This window comes from Bacillus sp. NMCC46 (assembly GCF_002998465.1).
In the GTDB taxonomy this organism is placed as follows: Bacteria; Bacillota; Bacilli; order Bacillales; family Bacillaceae; genus Bacillus.
Map to the genome: position 1 here is coordinate 1 of NZ_PVQZ01000009.1, position 24,364 is coordinate 24,364.

The 24,364-nt window shown below is 42.1% G+C and carries 40 protein-coding genes, 1 rRNA gene and 1 pseudogene; 3 read left to right on the forward strand and 39 right to left on the reverse strand.

All coding sequences use genetic code 11. The features are described 5' to 3' along the window. A 16S ribosomal RNA gene (locus C6Y01_RS17810) occupies positions 1-130 on the reverse strand; the annotation flags it as partial. 376 nt (positions 131-506) lie between these two features. On the opposite strand from C6Y01_RS17810, the gene pdaB reads away from it, so the two are divergent. Continuing rightward, positions 507-1,271: a polysaccharide deacetylase family sporulation protein PdaB gene (gene pdaB, locus C6Y01_RS17815; RefSeq protein WP_034665559.1), complete on the forward strand. Its 765-nt coding sequence runs from the start codon at positions 507-509 to the stop codon at positions 1,269-1,271. Here pdaB and C6Y01_RS17820 read toward each other — a convergent pair. Then, complete coding sequence (locus C6Y01_RS17820) at positions 1,264-1,866, reverse strand: KinB-signaling pathway activation protein (protein ID WP_034665561.1); 603 nt, start codon at positions 1,864-1,866, stop codon at positions 1,264-1,266. The two genes, pdaB and C6Y01_RS17820, sit on opposite strands and share 8 nt — an antisense overlap. A gap of 90 nt (positions 1,867-1,956) precedes the next feature. Here C6Y01_RS17820 and gerD point away from each other — a divergent pair, with 90 nt between their 5' ends. Continuing rightward, the gene (gene gerD / locus C6Y01_RS17825; protein ID WP_034665564.1) at positions 1,957-2,544 is read left to right on the forward strand and encodes a spore germination lipoprotein GerD; all 588 of its coding nucleotides are present in this window, start codon (positions 1,957-1,959) and stop codon (positions 2,542-2,544) included. A 38-nt stretch (positions 2,545-2,582) separates the two neighbouring features. Here the strand turns inward: gerD and C6Y01_RS17830 are convergent, their stop codons facing one another. The 3 genes from C6Y01_RS17830 to C6Y01_RS17840 all read right to left on the reverse strand — a co-directional run bounded on the left by C6Y01_RS17830 (position 2,583) and on the right by C6Y01_RS17840 (position 4,960). Then, positions 2,583-3,641 (reverse strand): Mrp/NBP35 family ATP-binding protein, encoded by a 1,059-nt coding sequence (locus tag C6Y01_RS17830; protein ID WP_034665567.1) that lies wholly within the window; start codon positions 3,639-3,641, stop codon positions 2,583-2,585. Between the two features lie 103 nt (positions 3,642-3,744). Then, a complete protein-coding gene (cwlD, locus tag C6Y01_RS17835; RefSeq protein WP_034665571.1) occupies positions 3,745-4,458 on the reverse strand; it encodes an N-acetylmuramoyl-L-alanine amidase CwlD in 714 nt (237 codons plus the stop codon). 58 nt (positions 4,459-4,516) lie between these two features. Beyond that, on the reverse strand, positions 4,517-4,960 hold the full coding sequence (locus C6Y01_RS17840) for a DUF2521 family protein (RefSeq protein WP_034665574.1): 444 nt from the start codon (positions 4,958-4,960) through the stop codon (positions 4,517-4,519). Positions 4,961-5,038: 78 nt separating this feature from the next. Between C6Y01_RS17840 and C6Y01_RS17845 the strand changes: the two genes are divergently transcribed. Beyond that, positions 5,039-5,218 (forward strand): hypothetical protein, encoded by a 180-nt coding sequence (locus C6Y01_RS17845; protein ID WP_034665577.1) that lies wholly within the window; start codon positions 5,039-5,041, stop codon positions 5,216-5,218. Between the two features lie 40 nt (positions 5,219-5,258). Here the strand turns inward: C6Y01_RS17845 and C6Y01_RS17850 are convergent, their stop codons facing one another. The 34 genes and pseudogenes from C6Y01_RS17850 to rpsC form a co-directional block, all read right to left on the reverse strand. After that, positions 5,259-6,338 carry a serine hydrolase gene (locus tag C6Y01_RS17850; RefSeq protein ID WP_223249965.1) on the reverse strand — a complete coding sequence of 360 codons (1,080 nt, stop codon included), beginning with the start codon at positions 6,336-6,338 and terminating at the stop codon, positions 5,259-5,261. Positions 6,339-6,446: 108 nt separating this feature from the next. Beyond that, positions 6,447-6,920 (reverse strand): GNAT family N-acetyltransferase, encoded by a 474-nt coding sequence (locus C6Y01_RS17855; RefSeq protein ID WP_034665579.1) that lies wholly within the window; start codon positions 6,918-6,920, stop codon positions 6,447-6,449. A gap of 31 nt (positions 6,921-6,951) precedes the next feature. Further along, entirely contained in the window at positions 6,952-7,698 is a 747-nt protein-coding gene (locus C6Y01_RS17860) for an amidohydrolase family protein (protein ID WP_034665582.1), read from the reverse strand. Positions 7,699-7,795: 97 nt separating this feature from the next. Continuing rightward, positions 7,796-8,320, reverse strand: coding sequence for a GNAT family N-acetyltransferase (locus C6Y01_RS17865; protein WP_106038587.1), 525 nt, complete (start codon positions 8,318-8,320; stop codon positions 7,796-7,798). A gap of 198 nt (positions 8,321-8,518) precedes the next feature. Then, positions 8,519-8,911: a 30S ribosomal protein S9 gene (rpsI, locus tag C6Y01_RS17870; protein ID WP_003217273.1), complete on the reverse strand. Its 393-nt coding sequence runs from the start codon at positions 8,909-8,911 to the stop codon at positions 8,519-8,521. A 20-nt stretch (positions 8,912-8,931) separates the two neighbouring features. Beyond that, positions 8,932-9,369, reverse strand: coding sequence for a 50S ribosomal protein L13 (gene rplM / locus C6Y01_RS17875; RefSeq protein WP_003217042.1), 438 nt, complete (start codon positions 9,367-9,369; stop codon positions 8,932-8,934). 166 nt (positions 9,370-9,535) lie between these two features. Next, complete coding sequence (truA, locus tag C6Y01_RS17880; protein ID WP_034665588.1) at positions 9,536-10,279, reverse strand: tRNA pseudouridine(38-40) synthase TruA; 744 nt, start codon at positions 10,277-10,279, stop codon at positions 9,536-9,538. A gap of 11 nt (positions 10,280-10,290) precedes the next feature. After that, complete coding sequence (locus tag C6Y01_RS17885; RefSeq protein ID WP_034665591.1) at positions 10,291-11,088, reverse strand: energy-coupling factor transporter transmembrane component T family protein; 798 nt, start codon at positions 11,086-11,088, stop codon at positions 10,291-10,293. Further along, positions 11,085-11,954 carry an energy-coupling factor ABC transporter ATP-binding protein gene (locus tag C6Y01_RS17890; RefSeq protein ID WP_034665594.1) on the reverse strand — a complete coding sequence of 290 codons (870 nt, stop codon included), beginning with the start codon at positions 11,952-11,954 and terminating at the stop codon, positions 11,085-11,087. The genes C6Y01_RS17885 and C6Y01_RS17890 overlap by 4 nt, the downstream gene beginning before the upstream one ends. Next, positions 11,930-12,772 carry an energy-coupling factor ABC transporter ATP-binding protein gene (locus C6Y01_RS17895; protein WP_034665597.1) on the reverse strand — a complete coding sequence of 281 codons (843 nt, stop codon included), beginning with the start codon at positions 12,770-12,772 and terminating at the stop codon, positions 11,930-11,932. The genes C6Y01_RS17890 and C6Y01_RS17895 overlap by 25 nt, the downstream gene beginning before the upstream one ends. 124 nt (positions 12,773-12,896) lie before the next feature. Beyond that, complete coding sequence (gene rplQ / locus C6Y01_RS17900; RefSeq protein ID WP_003216944.1) at positions 12,897-13,259, reverse strand: 50S ribosomal protein L17; 363 nt, start codon at positions 13,257-13,259, stop codon at positions 12,897-12,899. Between the two features lie 75 nt (positions 13,260-13,334). Next, the gene (locus C6Y01_RS17905) at positions 13,335-14,279 is read right to left on the reverse strand and encodes a DNA-directed RNA polymerase subunit alpha (protein ID WP_003217009.1); all 945 of its coding nucleotides are present in this window, start codon (positions 14,277-14,279) and stop codon (positions 13,335-13,337) included. Positions 14,280-14,454: 175 nt separating this feature from the next. Further along, positions 14,455-14,850, reverse strand: coding sequence for a 30S ribosomal protein S11 (gene rpsK, locus C6Y01_RS17910; protein WP_003217231.1), 396 nt, complete (start codon positions 14,848-14,850; stop codon positions 14,455-14,457). A gap of 20 nt (positions 14,851-14,870) precedes the next feature. Beyond that, positions 14,871-15,236 carry a 30S ribosomal protein S13 gene (gene rpsM, locus C6Y01_RS17915; protein WP_003217023.1) on the reverse strand — a complete coding sequence of 122 codons (366 nt, stop codon included), beginning with the start codon at positions 15,234-15,236 and terminating at the stop codon, positions 14,871-14,873. A 21-nt stretch (positions 15,237-15,257) separates the two neighbouring features. Continuing rightward, entirely contained in the window at positions 15,258-15,371 is a 114-nt protein-coding gene (gene rpmJ / locus C6Y01_RS17920) for a 50S ribosomal protein L36 (RefSeq protein WP_003156543.1), read from the reverse strand. Between the two features lie 31 nt (positions 15,372-15,402). Next, positions 15,403-15,621, reverse strand: a complete 219-nt coding sequence (infA, locus tag C6Y01_RS17925) for a translation initiation factor IF-1 (protein ID WP_003217190.1) — start codon at positions 15,619-15,621, stop codon at positions 15,403-15,405. Continuing rightward, positions 15,599-15,906: pseudogene (locus C6Y01_RS19215) on the reverse strand (KOW domain-containing RNA-binding protein). Before C6Y01_RS19215 ends, infA begins: the two are co-directional and overlap by 23 nt. Before the next feature lie 27 nt (positions 15,907-15,933). Further along, positions 15,934-16,680, reverse strand: a complete 747-nt coding sequence (map, locus tag C6Y01_RS17935; RefSeq protein WP_003217210.1) for a type I methionyl aminopeptidase — start codon at positions 16,678-16,680, stop codon at positions 15,934-15,936. Further along, a complete protein-coding gene (locus C6Y01_RS17940; protein ID WP_034665602.1) occupies positions 16,677-17,330 on the reverse strand; it encodes an adenylate kinase in 654 nt (217 codons plus the stop codon). The genes map and C6Y01_RS17940 overlap by 4 nt, the downstream gene beginning before the upstream one ends. Positions 17,331-17,385: 55 nt before the next feature. Continuing rightward, complete coding sequence (gene secY / locus C6Y01_RS17945) at positions 17,386-18,678, reverse strand: preprotein translocase subunit SecY (protein ID WP_012008710.1); 1,293 nt, start codon at positions 18,676-18,678, stop codon at positions 17,386-17,388. 1 nt (position 18,679) lies between these two features. Then, the gene (gene rplO, locus C6Y01_RS17950; RefSeq protein WP_003216888.1) at positions 18,680-19,120 is read right to left on the reverse strand and encodes a 50S ribosomal protein L15; all 441 of its coding nucleotides are present in this window, start codon (positions 19,118-19,120) and stop codon (positions 18,680-18,682) included. 30 nt (positions 19,121-19,150) lie between these two features. Then, complete coding sequence (gene rpmD, locus C6Y01_RS17955) at positions 19,151-19,333, reverse strand: 50S ribosomal protein L30 (RefSeq protein ID WP_003217067.1); 183 nt, start codon at positions 19,331-19,333, stop codon at positions 19,151-19,153. Positions 19,334-19,346: 13 nt separating this feature from the next. Then, a complete protein-coding gene (gene rpsE / locus C6Y01_RS17960; protein WP_003217179.1) occupies positions 19,347-19,847 on the reverse strand; it encodes a 30S ribosomal protein S5 in 501 nt (166 codons plus the stop codon). 24 nt (positions 19,848-19,871) lie between these two features. After that, on the reverse strand, positions 19,872-20,234 hold the full coding sequence (gene rplR / locus C6Y01_RS17965) for a 50S ribosomal protein L18 (RefSeq protein ID WP_003216951.1): 363 nt from the start codon (positions 20,232-20,234) through the stop codon (positions 19,872-19,874). Between the two features lie 32 nt (positions 20,235-20,266). After that, positions 20,267-20,803 carry a 50S ribosomal protein L6 gene (rplF, locus tag C6Y01_RS17970; RefSeq protein WP_003217186.1) on the reverse strand — a complete coding sequence of 179 codons (537 nt, stop codon included), beginning with the start codon at positions 20,801-20,803 and terminating at the stop codon, positions 20,267-20,269. 31 nt (positions 20,804-20,834) lie between these two features. Continuing rightward, positions 20,835-21,233, reverse strand: a complete 399-nt coding sequence (gene rpsH / locus C6Y01_RS17975; protein WP_003217040.1) for a 30S ribosomal protein S8 — start codon at positions 21,231-21,233, stop codon at positions 20,835-20,837. 31 nt (positions 21,234-21,264) lie between these two features. Then, entirely contained in the window at positions 21,265-21,450 is a 186-nt protein-coding gene (gene rpsN / locus C6Y01_RS17980) for a 30S ribosomal protein S14 (RefSeq protein ID WP_008356542.1), read from the reverse strand. Between the two features lie 22 nt (positions 21,451-21,472). Continuing rightward, entirely contained in the window at positions 21,473-22,012 is a 540-nt protein-coding gene (rplE, locus tag C6Y01_RS17985) for a 50S ribosomal protein L5 (protein WP_003217159.1), read from the reverse strand. A 25-nt stretch (positions 22,013-22,037) separates the two neighbouring features. Further along, positions 22,038-22,349 (reverse strand): 50S ribosomal protein L24, encoded by a 312-nt coding sequence (rplX, locus tag C6Y01_RS17990; RefSeq protein WP_003217151.1) that lies wholly within the window; start codon positions 22,347-22,349, stop codon positions 22,038-22,040. Positions 22,350-22,384: 35 nt separating this feature from the next. After that, positions 22,385-22,753 carry a 50S ribosomal protein L14 gene (gene rplN, locus C6Y01_RS17995; protein WP_003216882.1) on the reverse strand — a complete coding sequence of 123 codons (369 nt, stop codon included), beginning with the start codon at positions 22,751-22,753 and terminating at the stop codon, positions 22,385-22,387. A gap of 39 nt (positions 22,754-22,792) precedes the next feature. Beyond that, positions 22,793-23,056: a 30S ribosomal protein S17 gene (rpsQ, locus tag C6Y01_RS18000; RefSeq protein ID WP_003216906.1), complete on the reverse strand. Its 264-nt coding sequence runs from the start codon at positions 23,054-23,056 to the stop codon at positions 22,793-22,795. A gap of 25 nt (positions 23,057-23,081) precedes the next feature. After that, positions 23,082-23,282 carry a 50S ribosomal protein L29 gene (gene rpmC / locus C6Y01_RS18005; protein WP_003217155.1) on the reverse strand — a complete coding sequence of 67 codons (201 nt, stop codon included), beginning with the start codon at positions 23,280-23,282 and terminating at the stop codon, positions 23,082-23,084. Beyond that, positions 23,272-23,706 carry a 50S ribosomal protein L16 gene (gene rplP / locus C6Y01_RS18010; RefSeq protein ID WP_003156478.1) on the reverse strand — a complete coding sequence of 145 codons (435 nt, stop codon included), beginning with the start codon at positions 23,704-23,706 and terminating at the stop codon, positions 23,272-23,274. Before rplP ends, rpmC begins: the two co-directional genes overlap by 11 nt. Before the next feature lies 1 nt (position 23,707). Next, positions 23,708-24,364, reverse strand: a complete 657-nt coding sequence (rpsC, locus tag C6Y01_RS18015; protein ID WP_003217241.1) for a 30S ribosomal protein S3 — start codon at positions 24,362-24,364, stop codon at positions 23,708-23,710.

Consider the following 24,364-nt stretch of genomic DNA (forward strand, 5'->3'; position numbering starts at 1 on the left):
AGGTTACCCACGTGTTACTCACCCGTCCGCCGCTAACATCCGGGAGCAAGCTCCCTTCTGTCCGCTCGACTTGCATGTATTAGGCACGCCGCCAGCGTTCGTCCTGAGCCAGGATCAAACTCTCCGAAAAAGTACAAAACCGAAGTTTTGTTTTTCGCCAGTTTGACTGACTACCTATGATATTTCATAGGATTTTTTTATAAAAACTCGAATTAACAGGTACGTTTTGTCTTGTTTAGTTTTCAAAGATCATCTTCGCCGTTCTTAGCGGCTTTAATAATATAACATTTCGCTTCATCTTATGTCAACAACTTTTTTCAAGTTTATTTCCCGAAGCGTTTTGTGTTTGTCACTGTGTGTCAGCGACGATTAATAATATATCACGAAAATATTCTATCGGTCAACGCCTTTTCAAAACTTTTTTTAAAATAGTTTTATTGTGCATCTCAAACCCTTGTCCTGCATACAATCAAATAACAATCTTGGACAAGGCAGGAGTGTTTGAATTGAGTCGACTATATGTGTTGCCTATTAAACGGCTGAAGCAAATTGTCATTATTCTTGTAGCAGCCCTTGCAGCTGCAACCTTTTTTTATGTACAAAAGGCACCGCCGCTGTCGGTATTTAAAACAGAACACGGACCCCGAGCCATTTATAAAGGCGAGACTTCCTCAAAACATGTCTCCCTCACTTTTAATATTGGCTGGGGAGATGAGAAGGCAGTCCCTATTTTAAATGTCCTTCGAGAGTACGATATAAAGAACGCTACTTTCTTTCTGTCTGCTTCTTGGGCCGAGCGTCATCCTGATATCGTCAAACAAATTAGAGAGGACGGTCACCAAATCGGCAGCCTTGGCTATGCTTATAAAAATTATAGCCAGCTTGAAGACAGTGAAATCAAGCGAGATCTTGTCCGGGCACAAAATTCATTTCAAAAGCTTGGACTAGATGACATTCAACTATTAAGACCGCCAACTGGGCAATTTAACGAAAAAGCATTGAAAATTGCCACACAGTACGGTTATACAGTTGTCCATTACAGCGTCAATTCACAGGATTGGCTGAATCCGGGCGTCGACCAGATTGTTCAAAATGTAAATGATCGAATGAAAAGCGGAGACATTGTTCTTCTGCACGCTTCAGATTCAGCAACCCAAACCGCTCAAGCCTTACCAGCTATTTTGAAACAAATCAAAGAAAAGAATTTAAAAAATGTGACGGTTGGCGAACTGATCTCCAATACCAAAACAAAGTCATCGGAAGTTAAGTAGCTTTCGCCTTTGAAAAACGCGGCATAGCTAATAACTGAAACGCATTACAGCCTAATAGCGGAAATAGCATCAAATACAGCCAGTCCTCTTCATTGACTCTGAGCGCCGGGAACCATTCTAACGACGTGATGACGACCATGAGAAACATTGCGGAAACAAATGTTTTCTTAGAGGACTGCTGCTGTTTAAAGTAAGCCACGATCAATGCGAACACACCGATAAAGACAGGCAGCCATAGGTATGGAAGAAATGATTCATTCTCCCCGAAAAACAAAAACCGCAAGTAAGCTAAATCAAACAGCACAAAGATCACTAGAAACAATTGAATGGTATTCCATAAAGAATGTGACCGGAATATCTCTAGCGCAAACCGGTGCACCGTCAAAAAGACAACAAACCCCATCTGGCTAATGACACTAAAAATCATCCCCACACCAATGAACCAAAACAACACAGATGCGATCTCTAGAATGTCAAACGATATAAAAAGCTTCTGATATTTCCCCCACTCCAGCGCAAAGCCTACCACGCTTGTAATGACCGCTCCAACAGCTAGCACAGAGAAGAAAAAACGAACTAAATCCCGACTTTTCATTGAATTGATCCAACCCCTATTTTTGTTATGTATAAATTTACGTGAAACATTCATATTAAAAGTAAGACATGTAACGAAAGGAGCCACAGTATGTCAAAAGGCATCTTGCGTATATTGAGCTGTTTTCTTCTTTTATCTCTAACAGCTTGTGCTCCCAAAACCCAATCCTCATCTAATATGGACTATGACGAAACAAAGAAAATGGTCGTCGATATATTGAAGACAGATGACGGTAAAAAGGCCATTCAACAGTTATTAAATGACGAGGCAATGAATGAAGCTTTGGTAATGGATGAACAAACTGTGAAACAAACGATAGAGAAAACACTAACTTCTGATAAAGGCAAAGAGTTCTGGAAGAAGGTCTTTGAGGATTCTAAATTTGCCGAGACTTTCGCTAAATCCATGCAGCAACAGCATGAAAAGATGTTAAAACAGTTAATGAAGGACCCTGACTATCAGCAATTGATGATGGATATTCTCAAGGATCCCGAAATGGAAAAGAAATACGGTGAACTGGTGAAAAGCAAAGAGTTCAGAAAGCACTTAGAAAAAGTCATTACAGAAACATTAAGCAGTCCTCTTTATAAGAAGAAATTCGAAGATGAGCTCAAAAAAGCAGCATCTGAAAGCAGCAGTGATACTGGTTCAAAAGGCAGCGAAGAAAGCGGCAGTTAAACATCACCCGAGTGGAACTACATCCACTCGGGCTTTCATTATGCTTTTACTGCTAATTGTTCAATGACTTTATTCGCAATGTGTTGATACACTTCTCCTGTTGGATGGCTCGCATCATAGACGGATGGAGCAAAATCATCTTCATTCCAATCAGGCTGCCTTAGAGGAATTTGACCAAGGACCGATACTCGCAGCTCTTCCGCCAGCTTATCCCCGCCTCCTTTTCCAAAGACATATTCTTTATCACCTGTTTTTTTGCTTTCATAATAGCTCATATTCTCAACGACACCCAGCACCTCGTGATCTGTTTGCAGTGCCATTGCGCCCGCTCTAGCAGCAACGAAAGCAGCTGTTGGATGCGGTGTTGTGACAATGATTTCTTTACAGCTTGGAAGCATTGTATGAATATCAAGCGCCACATCTCCCGTTCCAGGCGGAAGGTCTAATAGTAAGTAATCTAATTCTCCCCACTCGACTTCGTGGAAGAAGTTATTCAGCATTTTACCAAGCATCGGTCCTCTCCAAATGACCGGTGCATTTTCTTCAACAAAAAAGCCCATTGAAATCACTTTGACACCAAAGCGTTCCACAGGAATAATTTTTTCCCCTTTAACAGTTGGTCTGACGGTGATTCCCATCATATCCGGTACACTAAAGCCATATATATCTGCATCAATCAGTCCGACTTTTTTCCCTAGACGAGCCAGTGCTACAGCAAGGTTAACAGACACGGTGGATTTACCAACGCCGCCCTTTCCACTCGCAATCGCTAAGAACTCAGGCGGATTTTTAGAGTTGAGCAAATTTTCTTCCTCATCTTGTGAAGGCATAAACCTTTCAAGTGTTTCCTGAGGCAATTCTTCAAAACGTAGCCCTACTGTGTTAGCGCCAGCTGATTTCAAGGCTTGTACGATGTCTTGCTGCAGCTTCATCTGCTCAGCAGTACCCGTTTTGGCAATGGCCACCTTTAAGCTCACATGCTCTTTTTCAGGCTTTAGGCTGATTTCCTTGATGGCATCCAGCTCACCAAGCGGTATATGAAGGAAAGGTTCGTCCATCTTCCCAATTAATTTTCTCACATCGTCTTGTCCGATCATAGCAGAACCTCACCCTTTATTGAATTCGTTTACAATCCAAGTATATCATACATATCCTTACAATGTCTGTCCTGTTTGCCTGCGATCAAAAGGAAAAAGCCCCTTATTCAGGCGGCTCTTTTTGCTCTGTTAAATATCTGAGAATGCCTTTATAAATGGAGGCAGCAATTTGATCCTGATATTTAGGTGTTGCCAGCTGTCCTGCCTCTTTCGGGTTGGAGAGAAAGCCAATTTCCACAAGGGCTCCTGGCTTTGTGACATTTTGCATTAAATAAATGCCATTGATCCGTTTCGCCTTTCGATCTGTGTTTTCAAGATTCCTGCGTAATTCATCTTGGATGAACTTCGCTGCCTTTTCATTCTCTTCATACTTTCCGTAAAAAAACGTCTGCGCTCCGCTCCATTTGTTCGATGGGATCGCATTTAAATGAATACTTAAGTAGAAATCCGCTTCAGACTCATTAATGACTTTTACGCGGTTCCTCAAATCCTCCGCTTTCTTCCGGGCATATCCCTTTGTATTCTTTGATGATAAATCAGAATCATCCTCTCGGGTCATAAGAACAAGCGCTCCCTGCTCCTGTAAATAGTCACGTATCTTCATGGATACATCCAGTGCAATCTCTTTTTCAAGCAGCTCTCCTCCTACGGCCCCGCCATCTGGACCACCATGACCCGGATCTAGATAGATGATCTTCCCGCTTAGAGGCAAATTCCACGATTTCCACGAATCATCATTTAGAAATTGAAACCTGAATAAGAATAAGAGGACAATAAACCCGATTAAAAACCCTGTCCATTTCAGCTTTCTTTTCATCCCTGTCCCTCCCATACACCATTATTTTATAGATATGGGACAAGGGCTGGAAATATGCTTAGTGCAGCCGAAGCTTATGCCTTTTTTCTGATTCTCGAAAGCCTTCCTGCCACCACATGCTTAAAAAATCCCTCGCAAATGGATAAAAACATGACATCTCCCGCTCCATTCGGAACATATTTCCCCACGATTGCAAACACCCTGCCAGCTCTTCAATCAGCTCAGCTTCCTCCTGGGAGGACCGCTTCTTGATATCGTCGAACGATTCGCCGTATTTACTCGACTCACCGTATCTCCCGCCAGCTAAAAAAGCTTCAATGGCGAAATCGATGCAGCCATCACTCATAATACCCGCTGGATCATCTGCAAATGGAAACAGCTTCTTTGTGAATTTCTCGGAAGCGACCGTCACTTGTTGAAGAGACAATGTACGCAAAAGCTTCTTTTCAAGCGTGACATCTCGTTTTGTTTTCAGTTGATAAAATGAAAGCACTTCTGCCATGGAATGAACTCCTTTTTTCTTTGTATTGTTCGTTGGTTTGAACAAAACATGCAGTTCAGTAAATGGAAATGGAGATACATGAGCTCTAAAGACGAGCCATCCGTCACGTTTAAAAGACAACTGCTAGAAAAGAAGCTGCCTCACTCTTTTAAAGAGCACAAAGATGATGCAGTTCTTTGGCAAAAGGAGATTGTAGATGGAGTTGTGAAGTCAAAAGAGAAACGTCAAGAAGTATACAAAACGTTTCCCATGCAATAATAATAAAACAGAGGGGTGTTACACTCTGTTTTTTTGATAATTATGTAGTCAAAGCCTGCACCAATCGTTGTCGAAAGTTTTGATCCACTGCTGCAGTAAGCATAAATTCATTGAATACTTCCCCAACCCAGTGAGAATGATTCGCTTTCGGATCATTGATAAATAGAGAAATGGATATGGATGATGTTTCCGTTTTTCGATATAAAGCAGCTGTGAAAACAAACAAAGTCGATCCGCCTTTATACCAAATATATTGATCTTTTTCCGTCTTCAATGTTTCTCCCAGCACAATTTGGCTAAAAAGACGCTTTTCTTCTGTTGTTAACAGCTCATCCTGCAGACGTTTCATAAAATGTGCATATTGATTAGTTGTAGACTTTGTCATCTTTTGCGTCAGTAATGATTGAATACGCAAGCTTAATAAGTTCTTTTTCATCATTTTTTCTTCTAACGCCTTTTTTTGCTCTGGGTCATTTTTCATGATATTAAAAATCTCAATCATCAGAGATTTGTATTGGTCATCAGTTACACCGCTCATTTGCTTTAATGCATCCCGCCGAAGATCAGAAACATAGGATGACCACAAAAGCTTTGGGGTGACCGGCATGAGTTCATCATGTTCTGTAAGACCTGCTTGTTTCATCCGATCATTGATCTTTTCTAAGCCGAGCCGGTCAATTAAATAATCGGTACAAGCATTCGAACTGACTTGCATCATCCCTTTGGCGATATCTAATAAAGTCGCATGCTCAGAAAAATCGTTGACCTCGAGCCAGTACGTGTGAGCACCTCCGTCTGTTCTATCAATATAAAACCGCTCTATATCAGACAATGCCACTTTTTCATCTAGCTTGATGCCGCCACTGGAGATAGATTTGACAAAATGAAATAAAACCATTAATTTCACCGTACTTGCAAGTGGTGTTTTTTGATCACCATTCCAATCTAACACCACATCATCATTTTCAATGATTGTCACTGATACGTCCTTTTTGTTTTTTGCGACAAATGTCAAAAGATCTTCCTTCGTTTTCTTCATATCTCTTTTATACAGCAAGATTTGAACCACTACGTAAAGTATGACCACACCAATAACAACGAGACCGATTTTGAGTAACATGTTTCTCCTTTCCAAATAACAGAAGATTTACATATTCAATATAACAAATATTTCAAATAAAGGCGCAAAAAAGCAGAGGTTCGTGAATCCCTCCACTTCTTGATGTTCTTATTGATGGGGCAGATGCAGTTTCATCCCATCATGCGTAGCTTCAAATCCTAATTTTTCATAAAAACGGTGTGCATCTGGCCTCTGTTTGTCTGTTGTTAGCTGAACCATATGACATCCACTGTCGCTGGCGCGTTGAATGGCCCATTTTATGAGCAGCTTGCCGACTCCTTTTCCTCTATGAGTAGAAGCCGTACGAACTCCTTCTATTGATGCTCTCCATCCTCCTTGATGTGTAAGAAATGGCGTCATGGTCAATTGGAGAACACCTACAGCTTCTTCCTGATCACACGCAACCATGAGTTCAATATTTGGATCAGCATCTATTGAGTGAAAGGCTTTGATATAGCTTTCTAATAATGGTTGAGTGTAGCGCTCTCTTTTTTGACCTAACATATCATCAGCGAGCATGAAGACGATCTTGTCGAGATCTTTCAGAGTGGCTTCTCTGAACGTCAGTTGGCTTAAATCCAATGAACACACCTCCTTTGAAATGAAGTGGAACTTATTGACCAACATACCAATGATGTGCGTTCTTATATAAGATGTGATCAGCAGCTTTTTCATCAAAAAGCTGTTGAATCAACTCAACATCACCGTATTCAAATGGACGCTTTGCCCTTGTGGATGGAAGGTCTGTACCAAACATCAGTGCATCAGGGTTCGTTTGATAGATAGAAGTCAATGCATGTTCAACGTTTAAATCGACACGTCCAAAACCTGTTGCTTTCACACGAACCCCTTTTTCAACCAGCTTTAGCAAATGCGGCAAGCCTTCTTCCGATAAGCCTAAATGATCAATTGAAACGGCCGGCAGCTTTTCAAGTGTTGATGAGATGTCAGGGAGATGCTTAGCGTCTATGTAAATCTCACTATGCCATCCCGCCAGCTCATACACCCTTCTCGCAAAATAATCGAGCTTCGAAATATTCTCCGAACCACCCCGCTTCACGTTAAAACGTAAAGCTTTTACCCCATGTTGATCCAAATGAACAATCTCATCATCAGTTGCTGTAAAAGGTAATTGAGTCACACCGCAAAAAGACGGCCCCATTTCATCCAGCACCTTCAACAAATAGCCTTGGTCAAAGCCTTGAAATGACCCTGACACGATTGCTCCACCTAAAATCCCAAAATCAGCCGTCTCTCTCCTATAATCATTCACCACATAACTATACGGTGTATATCCTTGGTTTTCTTGAATGGGAAAATCAAAATCAATGATATGAAAATGTGCATCAAAGATCCTCATGCCCGCGCCCCTCTTCTGCTTATTTGACCTGATTATATCAATAGCGAAAGCGAAGGGATATTTGGAATGCCGAATTACTTCATATCATGAAAACTTATCAAGTCTTCTTCATGAACCATTCATCTTGTAAAATGGCATAGTAAAACTCATCCCACCACTCGTTTCCTTGTGGTATACACTTTTTAAAATATCCTTCTCTTCTCATCCCCATTTTCTCCATCACTCTCCACGATGGCACATTTTCAGGCTGACAAGTGGCAATGATTCGATGTAAATTCATTGTGTGAAAGCCATAATTTAGTACAGTATAAGCCGCTTCTGATGCATAGCCTTTGTTTTGATATGCAGGATTGAAGACCCACCCAATTTCATATGTGTGCTCACCAAAGTACGGATGAAACGCGAGATGCCCAATGCATGTATGATCTTCTTTTAATAGGACAGCGACATACTTAGCATTTTCATGACGATTATTTTTGATAAATTCCTTCGCATCTTCTTTAGAAAATACATCTTCCGGAATATACTTCATCACTGCCGGATCAGATGTATATGCATAAACATCCTGCCAATCATCATCAGTAAATGGTCGAATGAGACACCTTTCTGTCGTTAGATTCATAGGACAACCTCCATAAATAATCTTCTTTTAAACAGAAAACTTTCAATACTCATATTTTATACGTATCCAAAAGGAAGTGACCAGTCATTATTTATTAAATAAAAAGCACAAAAAAAGCACCAGCAGGATGCTGATGCTTTTAATATATGGTTTGTCTGTAACAAACCTTTGTAAAACGTCCATACAATATAAAATTGATTAACGTTTTGAGAACTGAGGAGCTCTACGTGCGCCTTTAAGACCGTATTTCTTACGCTCTTTCATACGAGGGTCACGAGTAAGAAGTCCAGCACGTTTAAGTGATGTACGGTACTCAGGATCTACTTCTAGAAGAGCACGAGAGATACCGTGACGAATTGCTCCAGCTTGACCAGAGAATCCACCACCGTGAACAGTTACAAGAACATCGTAGCTGTTAGCTGTTTCTGTGATGTTCAAAGGCTGTTTCACGTCTTCGATTAAAGCAGCGAATGGAATGTATTCAGTAATTTCACGATTATTAACGACGATACGGCCTTCACCTGGAACTAAGCGAACGCGCGCTACAGAACTTTTACGACGACCTGTACCGTAATATTGAACCTGTGCCAAATTGTTAACCTCCCTTATAATTAACCGCGAAGTTCGTAAACTTCAGGTTGTTGTGCTTGATGTGGATGCTCAGAACCACGGTACACATTTAATTTTTTGAACATTTGACGGCCTAATGGACCCTTTGGAAGCATACCTTTGATAGCAAGCTCCAACATTTTTTCAGGGTAGTTTGTACGCATCTCAAGAGCAGTTCTTTGTTTCAAACCACCTGGGTGCATTGTGTGACGGTAGTAAATTTTGTCCGTCAATTTCTTACCTGTTAATTCAATTTTCTCAGCATTGATGATGATGACGTGATCACCTGTATCAACGTGTGGTGTATAAGTTGGTTTGTGCTTACCGCGCAAAAGTGATGCTACTTCAGTAGAAAGACGACCTAGAGTCTTGCCTGCCGCATCAACAACTAGCCATTTGCGCTCAATTGTGCTTGCGTTCGCCATTGGTGTTGTACGCATGAGTTTCCCTCCTAAATAAATCAATGATTTTTCCTTGAATCAAATGCTACGTTCTATTTCAAAACACAAGATAAGTCTTCCGGGGCTTATTTGTGGGGTTGAAATACATACCATATGATATCTTATAACTTTCTGCTTCCTGTGTCAAGAACATGTTACACCTGGTTTAGTTGTCATAGAAAACTTCCCATAAATACAGTCCGTGACTAGGCGCAGTCTTGCCTGCCGCTTCGCGATTTCGGGCGGCAAGCATGGCTTTTATCTCCTCAGGGTGAAATTTACCAGATCCGATTTCAAGTAACGTTCCAGCGATAATTCGCACCATGTTGTATAAAAAGCCATTTCCTCTCACACGCATTTCAAGCCCGTCTGAGACGTTTTTCCACTCAAGGGTGTAAATCTCCCTCACCTTGTCCTGAACCTCTGTATTGGCCGCACAAAAGCTTGTGAAATCATGTGTGCCAATGAGGTGCCCAGCGGCTTCTCTCATTTTGCCTGCATCCAGCCGGTAAGGAAAGTGGCAGGCATACTGTCTCGTGAACACATTTTGGTGCGTTTCCGTTGAGACCTTATAACGGTACTCCTTCGAAACGACACTAAAACGTGCATGAAACGACTCATCCACTTCCTCAGCCTTTAGAACCCGGATATCATCCGGCAGGAGACTGTTGAGGGCAAAAGGCCATCTCTCCATCGGGATCGAGAGCGGGGTATCAAAATGGATGACCTGCCCTTTCGCATGCACACCGCTGTCCGTGCGGCCAGAAGCCACGATCGGAATCAGTTCATCCTGTTTGTGCATTCTTGCAAGAGCCGACTCGATCTCCGTCTGAACAGTCCGCTGCCCAGGCTGCACCTGATAGCCTTTAAAATGTGTCCCATCGTAGGAGACGGTACATTTGACCTTCATCTAGGAATCACCTAATTTCTCAGAAGCACAAGGAGTGCTGTTAACAGGATGAATAGGAGCAGCGTGAACGTGTCTTTCATGCCCCAGACAAGCTGACGGTATTTCGTCCGCCCTTCTCCACCGCGGTAGCCTCTCGCTTCCATTGCTGTCGCCAGTTCCTCTGCACGCTTAAACGCACTGACGAAAAGCGGAACAAGCAAAGGAACAATTGCTTTCATGCGGTCCTTTAGAGGTCCGCTTGTAAAATCAACACCTCTTGCCATTTGTGCCTTCATGATTTTGTCCGTCTCTTCTAGTAAAGTTGGAATAAACCGAAGAGAGATGGACATCATGAGAGCAAGCTCGTGAACAGGCAGTTTGATTTTACGGAATGCATGAAGCAATTTTTCCATACCGTCTGTCACTTCTATAGGCGTTGTGGTTAACGTCAGAAGTGTCGTCATCATGATGAGATAGACAAAACGGAGTGAAATGAAAATCCCCTGCTTTAGACCTTCTTCATAAATATTTAAAAAACCAAAGTGAAATAGCAAGGCGCCATCCTTTGTCATGAATATATGCAGAATGAAGGTAAACAGGACAATCCATAGGATCGGCTTCATTCCCTTGAGAATAAAGTATAGCGGCACCTGAGAAACCATCACCACAAGGAGGGTAAAGACACCTAAAAGCCCGTAAGTGATGTAATTATTAGCAAAAAAGACAATAAAGACAAAAAAGAAAATTGATAACAGCTTTGTCCTTGGATCAAGACGATGGACAAAGGATGAACCTGGCACATATTTGCCGATAATCATACTATCCATCATGATGTCGTGTCCTCCTGATAAAGAGCTGTTAAGGCTTCTGCCATTTCATCCATGGTCAGAAGCGGCCTCGGAAACGTAATGCCCAGCTTTTCTTCTACAGTCTGCTGGAATTTAATCGTTTCTGGGAGGTCGAGACCAAACGAAGACATGTCTGTACGATTAGCAAACAATTCTCTCGGCGTACCTGTCGCCTTCACTGTTCCTTTATGCATCACAATCATTTGATCCGCATAATGAGCGGCGTCCTCCATACTGTGTGTAACCAGAATCGTGGTAAGGTTTGCCTTTTGATGAAGCTCATAGAACATGTCCATGATTTCCTTCCGTCCGCGTGGATCTAACCCTGCAGTCGGTTCATCCAGCACAAGCACTTCTGGCTCCATCGCTAGAACACCTGCAATCGCCACACGTCTCATTTGACCGCCGCTTAGTTCAAAGGGAGATCGAGATAATAGAGATTCATGAAGACCAACCAGCTTCAGCATTTCCTTTGCCTTCGCTTCTGCCTTCTCCTGAGGAACGCCAAAATTCATCGGACCAAAGCAGATATCCTTTAGGATCGTTTCTTCAAAGAGCTGATGCTCAGGAAACTGAAACACGATGCCTACTTTTTTCCGGAGGGACTTTAAATCCTTCTGCTTTTTATTGGCTTGTAAGACGGTATCTCCAAGCGCAATGCTCCCCTTCGTTGGTTTGAGCAATCCATTTAAATGCTGCAGCAATGTGGACTTGCCAGAGCCTGTATGACCAATGACAGCGACATAACTGCCCTCTTGGATGGAAGCATTGACATCATACAAAGCGAGACGCTCAAACGGCGTTTTCATTTGATAACGATGCTCTAGTTCTTTGATCGTAATGTCCATAGCTCTTTCACCAATCCTTCTTGTGTCAAATGGGCATTTGCAAGCGGCACACCTTGCTGCTTCAATTGTTTGCTCAACCGATAGGAGAATGGCAGATCAAGTCCAATCTGAACCAGCTGTTCATCTAGTTCAAATACTTCCTCTGGGGTTCCCTCAGCAAATTTTTTCCCGCCATTCATTACAATGACCCGGTCTGCCTTAGCGGCCTCGTCTAAATCATGTGTGATGGAAATGACTGTGACCGTTCCTTGTTCCTTCAATAGTCTCACAGTCTCTAACACTTCTTCACGGCCAATCGGATCAAGCATCGATGTTGCTTCATCCAAGATCATGATGTCAGGGCTTGCGGCAAGTACACCTGCAATGGCGACTCTCTGCTTTTGCCCGCCTGATAGATGGTGCGGCTCTTGATCAAGAAACTCCTGCATATTGACCTGTTTGACAGCCCAATCTACACGCTCTATCATCAATTCCCGCTCAACCCCGTTATTTTCTAAACCAAAAGCCACATCATCACGAACCGTTGAGCCAACGAATTGGTTATCTGGGTTTTGAAAGACCATTCCGATCTTTTTGCGAATATCCCAAACGCTCTCTTCTTTGAGCTCAATCTCTCCAACCTTGACCGTTCCAGCATCCGGTAAAATGAGCCCATTCAGTACACGGGCAAGTGTGGATTTACCTGAACCGTTATGACCAACAATGGCGAGCCATTCATTTTGATTCACATGCAATGACACTTGATCTAAAGCGGGCTTGTCCGCATCCTTGTGATAACGAAATACAATGTCCTTTACGTCAACTAATGTCTTCCCCATCTCTACCGGACCTCCTCTCAGCTCAACCTCTTCTTTGCTTATTGCTAAAAAGCCGTAGTATCTAAAAAAGGGCATAGATCCAGTTATGAACTGTCCCGCCCTTTCTTAGATACACGCTATGTGATTAAACTAATTCAATGACAGCCATTGGTGCGCCATCGCCGCGACGAGGTCCAAGCTTCATGATACGAGTGTATCCACCTTGGCGATCTTCGTAGCGAGTTGCAACGTCAGCGAATAATTTTTGAAGTGCATCTTGGTTTGTTTCAGCATTAGCTACTTCATTACGAATGTAAGCTGCAGCTTGACGGCGAGCATGAAGATCTCCGCGTTTGCCAAGAGTGATCATTTTTTCAACTACAGAGCGAAGTTCTTTCGCACGTGTTTCAGTTGTTTCGATGCGTTCGTTGATGATCAAATCAGTCGTTAGGTCACGAAGCATTGCTTTACGTTGTGCACTAGTGCGTCCTAGCTTTCTGTATGCCATGTGATGTCCCCTCCTTAGTTAGAGATGCTGTATGAATAAAAAACACACGAAAATCCTAGTTCACAATGAAACTAGTCAATCGTCTTTACGAAGACCCAGTCCAAGTTCTTCTAGTTTCGCTTTCACTTCTTCAAGAGATTTACGTCCAAGGTTACGAACTTTCATCATATCCTCTTCTGTCTTGTTAGCAAGCTCTTGAACAGTGTTAATACCCGCACGCTTCAAACAGTTGTAAGAACGAACAGAAAGATCAAGCTCTTCAATTGTCATTTCAAGCACTTTTTCTTTTTGGTCTTCTTCTTTCTCAACCATGATTTCAGCATGCTGAGCTTCGTCAGTTAACCCAACGAAAATATTCAGGTGTTCAGTTAAAATCTTAGAACCTAGAGCGATCGCTTCTTTCGGTCCTGTGCTTCCATCAGTCCATACATCTAGTGTTAATTTATCATAGTTTGTGATTTGCCCAACACGGGTGTTCTCCACTTGATAAGTCACACGAGATACAGGTGTATAGATTGAGTCGATCGGAATAACACCGATTGGCTGATCGTCTCTTTTGTTTGCATCAGCAGGATTATACCCGCGACCTCTTTGTGCAGTTAAGCGAACACGGAAGCTCGCATTCTTGCCAAGAGTTGCGATGTGGAGATCTGGATTTAAGATTTCAATATCGCTGTCGTGTGTAATATCAGCAGCTGTTACAGTACCTTCATCTTGTACATCAATTTCAAGCGTCTTCTCTTCTTCAGAGTAGATTTTGAGTGCAAGCTTTTTAATGTTTAAGATAATCGTTGTAACATCTTCAACCACGCCTTCGATCGTTGAGAATTCGTGTAAGACACCATCTATCTGGATCGATGTTACAGCTGCACCAGGAAGTGAGGATAAAAGGATACGACGAAGGGAGTTCCCTAAAGTGGTACCATATCCACGCTCAAGTGGCTCTACGACAAACTTGCCATACTTGGCATCGTCGCTGATTTCAACCGTTTCGATTTTTGGTTTTTCAATTTCGATCATCTAATAAAACCCTCCTTCAAAACGTCGAAACCTCGAATAGAATCATATGAGATTCCATCCGAAATTCCTCATTGTTTAGTCCCGTATGTGCTCAGGCAACGAGTCGTGTATTCGTCTCATAAATAACTGTATCATAACCCATTATTGACAGGGACACAAAATCTATACAAACAAATTACACGCGGCGACGTTTTGGTGGACGGCATCCGTTATGAGGAACTGGAGTTACGTCTCTGATTGCAGTAACTTCAAGACCTGCAGCTTGAAGTGCACGAATTGCAGCTTCACGACCAGAACCAGGACCTTTAACAGTTACTTCAAGTGTTTTAAGACCATGTTCGATAGAACCTTTAGCAGCAGTTTCAGCAGCCATTTGTGCAGCGAAAGGAGTAGATTTACGAGAACCTCTGAATCCTAATGCACCAGCACTTGACCAAGAAATTGCGTTTCCATGAACATCAGTAATCGTTACAATCGTGTTGTTGAAAGTGGAACGGATATGAGCGATTCCAGCTTCAATATTCTTTTTCACGCGACGTTTACGCGTATTTTGTTTACGAGCAGCAGCCATTCTTTAACTACCTCCTTTACTTATTTTTTCTTGTTAGCTACAGTACGACGCGGACCTTTACGAGTACGCGCGTTGTTTTTTGTGTTTTGTCCACGAACAGGAAGTCCTCTACGATGACGGATTCCGCGGTAGCTTCCGATTTCAATTAGACGCTTAATGTTAAGTGAAACTTCACGACGAAGGTCACCTTCTACTTTAAGTTTGTCAATGATATCACGGATTTTACCAAGTTCGTCTTCAGTTAGATCGCGAACGCGAGTGTCTTCAGAAACACCTGCTTCTTTAAGGACTTGTTGCGCAGTCGTACGACCAATTCCAAAAACATATGTTAAAGAAATGACAACACGTTTATCACGTGGAATATCTACACCAGCAATACGAGCCATGATTTGGGCACCTCCTTGTTATTAGCCTTGTTTTTGTTTATGTTTTGGGTTTTCACAGATCACCATTACTTTTCCTTTTCTGCGAATAACTTTACATTTTTCACAGATAGGTTTAACAGATGGTCTCACTTTCATGTGTTTCCAACCTCCTTCTTCCGGAGTTGCTTTATTTGTAACGGTACGTAATTCTACCACGAGTTAAGTCATATGGAGATAATTCTACCGTAACTTTGTCTCCAGGTAAAATGCGAATGAAGTGCATACGGATTTTTCCTGATACATGAGCCAAAACTGTATGACCATTCTCTAGTTCAACTTTGAACATTGCATTTGGCAAAGTTTCTGCTACAGTACCTTCCACTTCAATTACATCGTCTTTCGCCATTCAAGTGTTCTCCCTTCTTCAAATCAGTAACTTGCTCTCTGACAAATGTCCAAATGAGATCATCTCAATTGTCCATCTATCACCCGACCTGTTTTGAATATACTGTTCTGAACTTCCGGAGATACGCAACCATAAAAGGTTATATGATTGATATTTTTTCTTAGGAGAATGAAATTTACGCTTTTCTCCGTCTGCGATTAGTACATGGCAGCCACCGAACATGCCGATGACACCTGTATACTGATCTTGTTCTTTCCTTTGGACTATACAGACAACCTGCCCGATTTGGGCCTGAAAGGCTTCAGTGAAGACCTAAATCTTAGTCAGTATATCAAAACCTGTATCTGTAATCGCAATCGTATGCTCAAAGTGAGCACACTTTTTCCCATCAACCGTTACAACCGTCCAGTTATCAGCCAATGTTTTCACATATCGGCTGCCTGCGTTCACCATCGGTTCGATGGCCAACACCATTCCAGGTTTTAGCCGCGGGCCTTTGTTGGGCGGACCATAATGAGGAATTTGAGGGTCCTCATGAAGATCCTGTCCGACCCCATGTCCAACATATTCTCTAACAACTGAGAAATTCTCGTTTTCTACATACGTTTGTATGGCATGGGAAATGTTCGACAGACGTTCGCCTGGCTTTGCTTCCTGTAAGCCTTTATATAGAGATTCCTCTGTGACTTCCAGTAGTTTGCGGTCTTCATCACTGATTACCCCAACTGGATAAGTCCAAGCAGAGTCACCATGATAGCCATTTAACTTTGCGCCAATATCGATACTAATGATGTCGCCATCACGTAAAACCCGTTTACCAGGAATACCGTGAACGAGTTCTTCATTCACCGAAACGCAAATGCTCCCGCGAAAACCATTATACCCTTTAAAAGATGGGATTGCACCCTGCTTTGTAATAAAACGTTCGGCAATTTGATCCAATTCTTTTGTCGAAATACCTGGTTTTATGTGTTTCTTCAGCTCTTCATGAGTCAGTGCGACAATGCGTCCAGCTTCTCTCATAATCTCAAGCTCGCGAGGAGTTTTACAGATAATCATTTATTTAATCCCCCAAGCAGGTTCTTGATATCTGCATATACATCGTTAATGTGCTTCGCACCATCAATGTTTGCAAGATATCCTTTTTCTGAATAGAAGTTCAGTAAAGGTTCAGTCTGCTTTAAGTTTACTTCAAGTCTAGTCGAAACGGTTTCTGCATTATCATCTGCACGTTGATAAAGTTCGCCTCCACACTTATCGCAAACATTTTCTTTCGCAGGTGGATTGAATACTAAATGATATGTCGCTCCGCAATTTTTGCAAATTCTTCGGCCAGTCAGACGCTCCATCAAAGCATCTTTATCGACTTTAATATTAATGACATAATCAATCGTTCTGCCAAGGTCCTTTAGAATTTCTTCTAAAGCTTCAGCCTGAGCGACTGTTCGCGGAAATCCGTCCAGAAGAAAACCTTGTTCACAATCATTTTTGCCAAGTCTTTCTCTAACAATACCGATTGTGACCTCATCAGGAACAAGCTCTCCTTTATCGATAAAGGATTTTGCTTCGAGCCCAAGTTGTGTCTCCTCTTTCATAGCAGCGCGGAACATATCTCCTGTTGAGATATGAGGGATCCCATAATCATCAACAATTCGTTCTGCCTGAGTGCCTTTACCAGCACCCGGAAGCCCCATTAAGACTAAGTTCATTTCGGATTTCCCCTTCCTTACTTAGAGAGGTTGGGCAGAAGCCCAGCCCTCTGTTTTATTTCATAAATCCACGGTAGTTTCGTTTCACTAATTGGCTTTCAAGCTGTTTCATTGTTTCAAGTGCAACACCTACAACAATGAGAAGACTTGTGCCGCCAATTTGTGCAGCGGAAGGTAATCCAGCGAATTGAATGAAAAAGATAGGAAGTATTGAAATCACGGCTAAGAAAATGGCGCCCACAAACGTGAGTCGGTACAAAATGCTCGTAATTCTATCTTGAGTCATTTTCCCTGGACGAACTCCCGGGATATAGCCACCCTGCTTTTGCAGATTTTCAGCCATTTGTTCAGGATTCACTTGGACAAAGGCATAAAAATAAGTGAAAGCAACAATCAGTGCTACATAAATCGTCATACCGATTGGCTTAGTATAGTCAAAGTTGTTGGTTATCCAAGTTGTCACATTATTGGTTCCGAAGAACGATGCAACCGTCTGCGGAGTAATAATGAAAGAAACGGCAAAGATGACTGGAATCACCCCTGCTGGATTCACTTTCAATGGAAGGTGCGTTGCTTGACTAGCAGACATTTGTGCACGGCCAGTTCCTTTTGAATATTGAATCGCAATCTTTCTCACTGCCATTTGAATGTAAATAACACCGATAACAATGACAAGGATAGCAATAACAATAAGGGCAATTTTCAGGATTTGCATGAACAGCTGTCCATCTCCACCCACAAATTGCTGAGCGTACACTTGTTTTAATGTTTGAGGGATACCTGCGATGATACCGGCAAAGATAATAATCGAAATACCGTTACCAACACCGTGAGCAGTAATCTGCTCTCCCAGCCACATTAAAAATGCTGTTCCCGCAGTGAGTACGACCGCAATTAAGAGGTACGTTGAAACACCTGGGTTTTCAATCAGCATGCCTCCTGCCATATTGTTGAATCCATATGACATTCCTAACGCCTGGATAAAACCTAGAACAATTGTAAAATACCTTGTGAATTGTGCTAATTTTCGGCGGCCAACCTCTCCTTGCTTTGACCACTCAGTAAACTTCGGAACAACATCCATCTGCAAGAGCTGAATGATGATCGAAGCAGTGATATACGGCATAATCCCCATTGCAAGAATGGAGAATTGGAAAAGTGCCCCGCCCCCAAACGTGTTGAGGATCCCGAAAACACTCATTTGATCCTGTGCCTGGAGAACTTCGGCGTTCACATTAGGCACAGGGATGAAAGCACCTATACGAAAGACGATTAACATTAAAAGAGTGAATATAATCTTATTCCGTATATCTTTCACGCGCATAAAATTGGAGATTGTCTTAAACAAGTTAGATCACCTCGGCTGTACCGCCAGCAGCTTCAATAGCTTCTTTCGCAGAAGCAGAGAATTTATTGGCTTTTACAGTTAATTTTTTTTCTAATTTACCGTTGCCAAGAATTTTTACTCCTGCTTTTAACTTGCTTATTGCACCAGTCTCTAGAAGAAGTTCAGGAGTTACTTCCGTTCCTTCGTCAAAACTGTTTAATCTGTCTAAGTTGATAACCGCGTAATCTTTACGGTTGATGTTTGTAAAACCACGTTTTGGAAGACGTTGGAATAAAGGCATTTGACCACCTTCGAAACCAGGGCGTACACCGCCGCCAGAACGAGCGTTTTGACCTTTATGACCTTTACCAGAAGTTTTACCGTTACCTGATCCAATACCACGACCAACACGGTTGCGTACTTTACGTGAACCTTCTGAAGGCTTCAATTCATGAAGTTTCATTTGGGCACCTCCTTATCGATTAAAAATGTTTTATTGTTCTTTAACAGAAACTAAATGAGACACCTTGTTAATCATGCCGCGGATCGCTGCATTGTCTTCATGTACGACTGTTTGGTTTGTTTTCTTAAGACCAAGAGTACGAACAGTGACACGCTGATCTTCTGGGCGACCGATTACACTGCGTTTGAGGGTAATTTCTAATTTATTTGCCATTAATGTTCCCTCCTTATCCTAACAGGTCTTCTACAGATTTTCCACGAAGCTTCGCAACGTCTTCAGCACGTTTAAGTTCACTTAAACCCTGAAGTGTTGCGCGGATCATGTTGATCGGTGTATTAGAACCTAGAGATTTAGAAAGGATATCAGCTAGACCAGCAAGCTCAAGAACCGCACGCACTGGGCCTCCAGCGATAACTCCTGTACCTTCTGAAGCAGGCTTCAATAGAACGTTTCCTGCACCGAATCGACCGATGATTTCATGTGGAATTGTAGTTCCAACCATTGGTACTTCAATTAAATTCTTTTTCGCATCTTCAACAGCTTTGCGGATCGCTTCTGGTACTTCTTGTGCTTTACCAGTACCGAAACCTACATGACCGTTTTTGTCACCGACAACAACTAAAGCTGCAAAACGGAAACGACGTCCACCTTTAACAACTTTCGCTACGCGGTTAACCGTAACTAAGCGTTCTTCTAACTCTAATTTGCTTTGGTCAATACGACTCATTCGGATGTGTCCCTCCTTCTTTTATTAAAATTTAAGTCCAGCCTCACGAGCAGCTTCAGCTAGAGCTTTTACACGTCCATGATATAAGTATCCTCCGCGGTCAAATACCACGTTAGAGATTCCTTTTTCAACAGCACGTTTTGCAACAAGTTCGCCAACTTTAGTAGCAGCTGCAGCGTCAGAACTATTCTCGATCTTTAACTCTTTATCAAGAGTAGAAGCACTTACAAGTGTTACACCGTTAACATCATCAATTACTTGAGCGTAGATGTTCTTGTTAGAACGGAAAACGTTAAGGCGAGGTCTTTCAGCAGTACCTGAAAGTTTCGCACGAACACGAGCGTGTCTTTTAAGACGAGTAGCGTTTTTGCTAGTTTTCGTAATCATCCGAGTCACTCCTTTCTTCACATTAAGCGATCTTACTTACCAGTTTTTCCTTCTTTACGGCGAACGAATTCACCTTCGTAACGAATTCCTTTACCTTTGTAAGGCTCTGGAGAACGGACAGCGCGGATGTTAGAAGCTAGAGCTCCCACACGCTCTTTATCGATACCTTTAATGACTACTTTCGTTTGAGATGGAACTTCGACTTCAACTCCAGCCTCAGGAACGATTTCAACTGGATGAGAGTATCCAACGTTAAGAACAAGTTTGTTTCCAGATTTAGCTGCACGGTAACCGACACCGATAAGTTCTAAACCTCTTTCGAAACCTTTAGATACACCTTCAACCATGTTTGCAATTAAGCTACGTGTTGTACCATGTAAAGCACGGTGTTCTTTATGATCAGACGGACGGCTTACAGTTAAGACGCTGTCCTCAATTTTAATTTCCATATCAGGGTGAAATGTACGAGTTAGTTCACCTTTTGGTCCCTTTACTGTCACTGTGTTATCGTTGTTTGTCACAGTAACTCCTGAAGGGATCTCGATTAGTTTTTTACCTATACGAGACATACCAAGCACCTCCATTCATCTTAAACTTTTTTTACCATACGTAAGCAAGTACTTCTCCACCAGCTTGTTTAGCACGGGCTTCTTTGTCCGATAAAACACCTTGTGATGTAGAAATAATTGCGATTCCAAGTCCGTTAAGTACACGTGGTACTTCATTTGATTTCGCATATACACGTAAACCAGGTTTACTGATTCTTTTTAGACCAGTGATAACACGCTCGTTGTTTTGGCCATATTTAAGGAACATACGGATAATTCCTTGTTTGCTGTCTTCAACATATTCAACGTCACGGATAAAACCTTCACGCTTTAAGATTTCAGCAATTTCTCTTTTGATTTTTGAAGCCGGTACTTCTAGCTTCTCATGACGTACCATGTTCGCATTGCGAATACGAGTCAGCAAATCTGCAATCGGATCTGTCATAACCATTATTTAATAACCTCCTTCCCATTTATGGGGATTACCAGCTGGCTTTTTTAACGCCAGGAATTTGTCCTTTATATGCAAGTTCGCGGAAACAAATACGGCAAAGTTTAAACTTGCGAATTACTGAATGTGGACGTCCACAACGTTCGCAGCGCGTATACTCTTGAACTTTAAACTTTTGTTTGCGTTGTTGTTTCGCAATCATAGACTTTTTAGCCACGATTTCGCCTCCCTTTCATTGATTATTTCTGGAACGGCATACCTACTTGAGTTAATAACTCACGTGCTTCTTCGTCCGTATTGGCAGTCGTAACGATAACGATATCCATACCACGGACTTTTGTTACTTTATCGTAATCAATTTCTGGGAAGATTAACTGTTCTTTAATACCAAGCGTGTAGTTTCCACGACCGTCGAAAGATTTCTTAGAAATCCCGCGGAAGTCACGTACACGTGGTAAAGATACAGAAATAAGTTTATCAAGGAAATCGTACATGCGCTCTCCGCGAAGTGTTACTTTCGCACCGATTGGCATTCCTTCACGTAGACGGAATCCAGCAATAGACTTCTTCGCACGAGTAACGACAGGTTTTTGACCAGCGATAAACGTTAATTCTTCAACAGCAGTATCGATTGCTTTAGCGTTTTGAACAGCGTCACCAACACCCATGTTGATCACGATTTTTTCGATTTTTGGCACTTGCATTACTGATTTGTATTCAAACTTAGAAACTAATGCAGGTGTAATTTCTTTTACATACTTTTCTTTAAGGCGGTTCATGAGAAAGACCTCCCTTCCTTATTTACTATTTATCTAGAACTTGCCCAGACTTTTTCGCTACACGGACTTTCTTTCCGTCCTCAACTTTATACCCAACACGTGTCACTTCACCCGTTTTAGGATCAAGCGGCATTACGTTTGATACGTGGATCGGCGCTTCTTGTTCAGAAATTCCGCCTTGAGGGTTAGCTTGGGTTGGTTTAGAGTGTTTTTTCACAAGGTTAATACCTTCTACTAAAACACGGTCATTCTTAGGGAAAGCAGCAAGGATGACTCCTTGTTTACCTTTATCTTTACCAGAGATAACCACTACTTTATCGCCCTTTTTAACATGCATTTAATCGCACCTCCTTGAGTCGCGGATTGTATTCATTAAAGTACTTCTGGTGCTAGAGAAACAATTTTCATATAGTTGTTTTCACGAAGTTCACGTGCTACTGGTCCGAAGATACGAGTTCCACGCGGGCTCTTGTCGTCACGGATAATGACACATGCATTTTCATCGAAACTGATGTAAGATCCATCGTTTCTGCGAGCTCCGCTCTTTGTACGAACGATAACTGCTTTCACAACTTCACCTTTTTTGACAACGCCTCCTGGTGTTGCTTGTTTAACCGTACAAACAATGACATCACCGATGTTAGCCGTCTTACGTCCAGAGCCACCAAGAACTTTAATCGTTAGTACTTCGCGTGCGCCAGAGTTGTCAGCTACTTTTAAACGAGTCTCCTGTTGAATCATTAATGTTACCTCCTTTCGGAAAAAGAAATCCGAACTTTATTAGATAATAACGGCTTCTTCGACAACTTCAACTAGACGAAAGCGTTTAGTCGCAGATAAAGGACGAGTTTCCATGACCTTTACGATGTCTCCGATTTTTGCTTGGTTGTTTTCATCATGTGCTTTGAACTTCTTAGAGTATCTTACACGTTTGCCATAAAGTGAATGCTTTTTGTATGTTTCAACTACAACAGTGATGGTTTTATCCATTTTGTCAGAAACAACACGACCTTGATACACTTTACGTTGGTTACGTTCGCTCATGTTTGCGGGGCCTCCCCTCTAATTATTATTTATTAGCAGCGATTTCTCTTTGACGAATCACAGTTTTCATGCGTGCGATTGATTTACGCACTTCACGAATGCGAGCAGTGTTTTCAAGCTGCCCAGTCGCTAATTGGAAACGAAGATTGAAAAGTTCTTCTTTAAGAGACTTTACTTTTTGTTCAATTTCAGCAGTGGTAAGGTCACGAATTTCATTAGCTTTCATTTGATTCACCACCAATTTCTTCACGTTTTACGAACTTCGTTTTAATTGGCAATTTGTGAGATGCAAGACGAAGAGCTTCACGAGCAACTTCTTCAGACACACCAGAAATTTCAAATAAAACTTTGCCCGGTTTTACTACAGCTACCCATCCTTCTGGAGCACCTTTACCGGAACCCATGCGGACTTCTAGAGGTTTAGCTGTGTATGGCTTAGAAGGGAAAATTTTAATCCAAACTTTACCGCCACGTTTCATGTAACGAGTCATAGCAATACGAGCAGCTTCGATTTGACGGTTCGTGATCCAAGAAGCTTCAAGAGCTTGGATACCGTACTCACCGAAATGTACTTCAGTGCCACCTTTTGCACGACCACGCATTTTCCCACGATGTTCTCTGCGATACTTCACGCGTTTTGGCAATAACATATTATTTTCCTCCTTCCGCAGTATTCTTCTTAGTTGGAAGGACTTCTCCACGATAGATCCATACTTTTACGCCAAGCTTACCATAAGTAGTGTCAGCTTCAGCAGTAGCATAGTCGATGTCAGCACGAAGTGTGTGCAACGGAACAGTACCTTCACTGTAATATTCAGAACGAGCAATATCTGCACCGCCAAGACGACCAGAAACCATTGTTTTGATTCCTTGTGCTCCAGCACGCATTGTGCGTTGGATTGTTTGTTTTTGTGCACGACGGAATGAAATACGATTTTCAAGTTGACGAGCGATGTTTTCAGCAACTAGCTGAGCATCAAGATCTGCTCTCTTGATTTCAAGAATGTTGATGTGTACACGTTTGCCAGTTAGGCTGTTAAGAGCTTTACGAAGTGCTTCAACTTCAGATCCGCCTTTACCAATTACCATACCTGGTTTAGCCGTGTGGATTGTGATATTTACGCGGTTTGCAGCACGTTCGATTTCTACTTTAGAAACAGACGCGTCAGACAAACGCTTGCTGATGAATTCACGGATTTTCAAGTCTTCATGTAAGAAGTCAGCGTAATCTTTTCCTGCGAACCATTTAGATTCCCAATCACGAATGACGCCAATACGAAGACCTACTGGATTTACCTTTTGACCCAC

Excerpts from the sequence above, each read along its gene's own strand:
- C6Y01_RS17890 (WP_034665594.1), bottom strand. The coding sequence starts at position 11,954 with ATGGACATTACGATCAAAGAACTAGAGCATCGTTATCAAATGAAAACG.
- rplO (WP_003216888.1), bottom strand. The coding sequence starts at position 19,120 with ATGAAACTTCATGAATTGAAGCCTTCAGAAGGTTCACGTAAAGTACGC.
- rplR (WP_003216951.1), bottom strand. The coding sequence starts at position 20,234 with ATGATTACGAAAACTAGCAAAAACGCTACTCGTCTTAAAAGACACGCT.
- rpmD (WP_003217067.1), bottom strand. The coding sequence starts at position 19,333 with ATGGCAAATAAATTAGAAATTACCCTCAAACGCAGTGTAATCGGTCGC.
- rplN (WP_003216882.1), bottom strand. The coding sequence starts at position 22,753 with ATGATTCAACAGGAGACTCGTTTAAAAGTAGCTGACAACTCTGGCGCA.
- C6Y01_RS17865 (WP_106038587.1), bottom strand. The coding sequence starts at position 8,320 with ATGAATCTAACGACAGAAAGGTGTCTCATTCGACCATTTACTGATGAT.
- rpsK (WP_003217231.1), bottom strand. The coding sequence starts at position 14,850 with ATGGCTGCTGCTCGTAAACAAAATACGCGTAAACGTCGCGTGAAAAAG.
- infA (WP_003217190.1), bottom strand. The coding sequence starts at position 15,621 with ATGGCGAAAGACGATGTAATTGAAGTGGAAGGTACTGTAGCAGAAACT.
- cwlD (WP_034665571.1), bottom strand. The coding sequence starts at position 4,458 with ATGAAAAGAAAGCTGAAATGGACAGGGTTTTTAATCGGGTTTATTGTC.
- rplQ (WP_003216944.1), bottom strand. The coding sequence starts at position 13,259 with ATGGCATACAGAAAGCTAGGACGCACTAGTGCACAACGTAAAGCAATG.
- C6Y01_RS17820 (WP_034665561.1), bottom strand. The coding sequence starts at position 1,866 with ATGAAAAGTCGGGATTTAGTTCGTTTTTTCTTCTCTGTGCTAGCTGTT.
- rpsE (WP_003217179.1), bottom strand. The coding sequence starts at position 19,847 with ATGAGTCGTATTGACCAAAGCAAATTAGAGTTAGAAGAACGCTTAGTT.
- rpsM (WP_003217023.1), bottom strand. The coding sequence starts at position 15,236 with ATGGCTCGTATTGCTGGTGTAGATATTCCACGTGATAAACGTGTTGTC.
- C6Y01_RS17885 (WP_034665591.1), bottom strand. The coding sequence starts at position 11,088 with ATGATGGATAGTATGATTATCGGCAAATATGTGCCAGGTTCATCCTTT.
- C6Y01_RS17940 (WP_034665602.1), bottom strand. The coding sequence starts at position 17,330 with ATGAACTTAGTCTTAATGGGGCTTCCGGGTGCTGGTAAAGGCACTCAG.
- C6Y01_RS17860 (WP_034665582.1), bottom strand. The coding sequence starts at position 7,698 with ATGAGGATCTTTGATGCACATTTTCATATCATTGATTTTGATTTTCCC.
- rplM (WP_003217042.1), bottom strand. The coding sequence starts at position 9,369 with ATGCGTACAACACCAATGGCGAACGCAAGCACAATTGAGCGCAAATGG.
- rplP (WP_003156478.1), bottom strand. The coding sequence starts at position 23,706 with ATGTTATTGCCAAAACGCGTGAAGTATCGCAGAGAACATCGTGGGAAA.
- rpmJ (WP_003156543.1), bottom strand. The coding sequence starts at position 15,371 with ATGAAAGTGAGACCATCTGTTAAACCTATCTGTGAAAAATGTAAAGTT.
- gerD (WP_034665564.1), top strand. The coding sequence starts at position 1,957 with ATGTCAAAAGGCATCTTGCGTATATTGAGCTGTTTTCTTCTTTTATCT.
- C6Y01_RS17830 (WP_034665567.1), bottom strand. The coding sequence starts at position 3,641 with ATGATCGGACAAGACGATGTGAGAAAATTAATTGGGAAGATGGACGAA.
- C6Y01_RS17845 (WP_034665577.1), top strand. The coding sequence starts at position 5,039 with ATGAGCTCTAAAGACGAGCCATCCGTCACGTTTAAAAGACAACTGCTA.
- C6Y01_RS17840 (WP_034665574.1), bottom strand. The coding sequence starts at position 4,960 with ATGGCAGAAGTGCTTTCATTTTATCAACTGAAAACAAAACGAGATGTC.
- rplF (WP_003217186.1), bottom strand. The coding sequence starts at position 20,803 with ATGTCTCGTATAGGTAAAAAACTAATCGAGATCCCTTCAGGAGTTACT.
- rpsH (WP_003217040.1), bottom strand. The coding sequence starts at position 21,233 with ATGGTTATGACAGATCCGATTGCAGATTTGCTGACTCGTATTCGCAAT.
- map (WP_003217210.1), bottom strand. The coding sequence starts at position 16,680 with ATGATTATCTGTAAAACTCCTCGCGAGCTTGAGATTATGAGAGAAGCT.
- C6Y01_RS17850 (WP_223249965.1), bottom strand. The coding sequence starts at position 6,338 with ATGTTACTCAAAATCGGTCTCGTTGTTATTGGTGTGGTCATACTTTAC.
- rpmC (WP_003217155.1), bottom strand. The coding sequence starts at position 23,282 with ATGAAAGCTAATGAAATTCGTGACCTTACCACTGCTGAAATTGAACAA.
- C6Y01_RS17905 (WP_003217009.1), bottom strand. The coding sequence starts at position 14,279 with ATGATCGAAATTGAAAAACCAAAAATCGAAACGGTTGAAATCAGCGAC.
- truA (WP_034665588.1), bottom strand. The coding sequence starts at position 10,279 with ATGAAGGTCAAATGTACCGTCTCCTACGATGGGACACATTTTAAAGGC.
- rplE (WP_003217159.1), bottom strand. The coding sequence starts at position 22,012 with ATGAACCGCCTTAAAGAAAAGTATGTAAAAGAAATTACACCTGCATTA.
- C6Y01_RS17895 (WP_034665597.1), bottom strand. The coding sequence starts at position 12,772 with ATGGGGAAGACATTAGTTGACGTAAAGGACATTGTATTTCGTTATCAC.
- rpsQ (WP_003216906.1), bottom strand. The coding sequence starts at position 23,056 with ATGAGCGAACGTAACCAACGTAAAGTGTATCAAGGTCGTGTTGTTTCT.
- rplX (WP_003217151.1), bottom strand. The coding sequence starts at position 22,349 with ATGCATGTTAAAAAGGGCGATAAAGTAGTGGTTATCTCTGGTAAAGAT.